The organism is Pseudomonas sp. WS 5412, assembly GCF_012985615.1.
In the GTDB taxonomy this organism is placed as follows: domain Bacteria; phylum Pseudomonadota; class Gammaproteobacteria; order Pseudomonadales; family Pseudomonadaceae; genus Aquipseudomonas; species Aquipseudomonas shahriarae.
Window position 1 is genome coordinate 1 of record NZ_JAARMB010000060.1, and the last position, 1,223, is coordinate 1,223.

The 1,223-nt window shown below is 69.3% G+C and carries 3 protein-coding genes; 1 reads left to right on the top strand and 2 read right to left on the bottom strand.

The genetic code is table 11. The features are described 5' to 3' along the window. The first annotated feature begins 105 nt into the window (after nucleotides 1-105). Complete coding sequence (locus tag HBR94_RS28350; protein ID WP_169990676.1) at nucleotides 106-339, top strand: antirestriction protein ArdR; 234 nt, start codon at nucleotides 106-108, stop codon at nucleotides 337-339. A 24-nt stretch (nucleotides 340-363) separates the two neighbouring features. Here HBR94_RS28350 and HBR94_RS28355 read toward each other — a convergent pair whose 3' ends face one another. Together HBR94_RS28355 and HBR94_RS28360 are read right to left on the bottom strand one after the other, a co-directional pair. Continuing rightward, the gene (locus tag HBR94_RS28355; RefSeq protein WP_153337045.1) at nucleotides 364-978 is read right to left on the bottom strand and encodes a hypothetical protein; all 615 of its coding nucleotides are present in this window, start codon (nucleotides 976-978) and stop codon (nucleotides 364-366) included. 9 nt (nucleotides 979-987) lie between these two features. Beyond that, a partial coding sequence (locus tag HBR94_RS28360; protein ID WP_178112955.1) for a hypothetical protein occupies nucleotides 988-1,223 on the bottom strand: 236 nt, incomplete at its 5' end.

Here is a 1,223-nt window from a genome sequence, read left to right on the forward strand (position 1 = left end):
ACCACCGGCCAGCCGGGGCGGCTGGTTGAGTGGGTAATGCGCGCAGAGGCCGAACGCTGGATGCAGGCCCGCGCCGTGTTCTGCGCCGGGGCGCAGGTTCAAGCAATGAGCGCAGCACAGGACGCCCGCGCAGCCGCCGAGGCGTGGCGCGCCCGCTGGCCAGGTCATGCCGGGGGCGTTGTCCTGGTCTGGTCTGGCGAGGGCTACGGCTGGAAAAACTGCCTGCGCGACGCTGGCCACGAGCGCCCCGGCGCGCTGGCCGTAGACGCTGACGGCAACGTCTACCGGGCCGAGGGCGGCAACGACCTGGACGGGGCCAGCGTGTGGGTTGTCGTGTAAGCCTATGGCGCGCTGCGCTGTAGGCTAGTAGCCCTTCAGGACGCGGAACTGCCCGCGCTCGCCGTACTCGGGGGCCTTGGTGTCTATCTCGGCACACAGCCGCTTTTCAGGCCCGCACACGGTCAACGTCGCCTTGCCGCCTCTGGCCTCAAGGTTGGCCACCTCGGCCCGTAGCGCGGCGATTTGATCCGGCGACGGCACCACCAGCAGCACGATGCCCAGGACTACCGCCAGCAGCAGCGCGGCAGTACCTGCCCACAGCGCCCCCCATTGCCAACTGAACGACGCCGCTGCTTGGCTCAAACGCTGCTCGGCCAGTTCGGCACGCCCTGTAACGCCCTCCAGCGCGTTTACAGCGGGTTTTACCGACCCACCTAGGGTTTTCACCGTCTCATCACGAACAGCCACCAGAGCGCCGCTGACGGCCTCTGAGACGGCAAGGCGCGTTGCCTTCTCGATGATCAGCGCCGACGCCTTGCCCGCGGTCTCCATCTCCCGCACGGCGGCGCGGGCCTGCTCGACGGTCTGCGCCAGTCCGGCCCGCTGGGCCTCCAGCCGCTCGATGGCCACCACTGCCGCCTGCTGCTGCTCCTGGGCAACGGCCATCAGGCCGAACAGCTCCTGTTCACTCACGCTCATTGCATCGCCTCACATGCTGAAATCCGGGCCGCTGCGCCCACGTTTGACCGGCCCGTCATTGCTCAAGGCCGCGTGTTTCGGGGCCTTCGCGGCCCGCTCCTGTTCCTGTGCCGCCTGCTCGGCGGCGCGCTCCTGGGCGACTCGCTGCGCCTCGGCCGCCAGTTGGGCGCGCTCGGCCTCGATCTTCGCGGCCCTGTCCTGGGACTGCTGGAACCGGGCCTTGAACGCCCCCATGCCTGAGACCT

Excerpts from the sequence above, each read along its gene's own strand:
- HBR94_RS28350 (WP_169990676.1), top strand. The coding sequence starts at position 106 with ATGAGCGCAGCACAGGACGCCCGCGCAGCCGCCGAGGCGTGGCGCGCC.
- HBR94_RS28355 (WP_153337045.1), bottom strand. The coding sequence starts at position 978 with ATGAGCGTGAGTGAACAGGAGCTGTTCGGCCTGATGGCCGTTGCCCAG.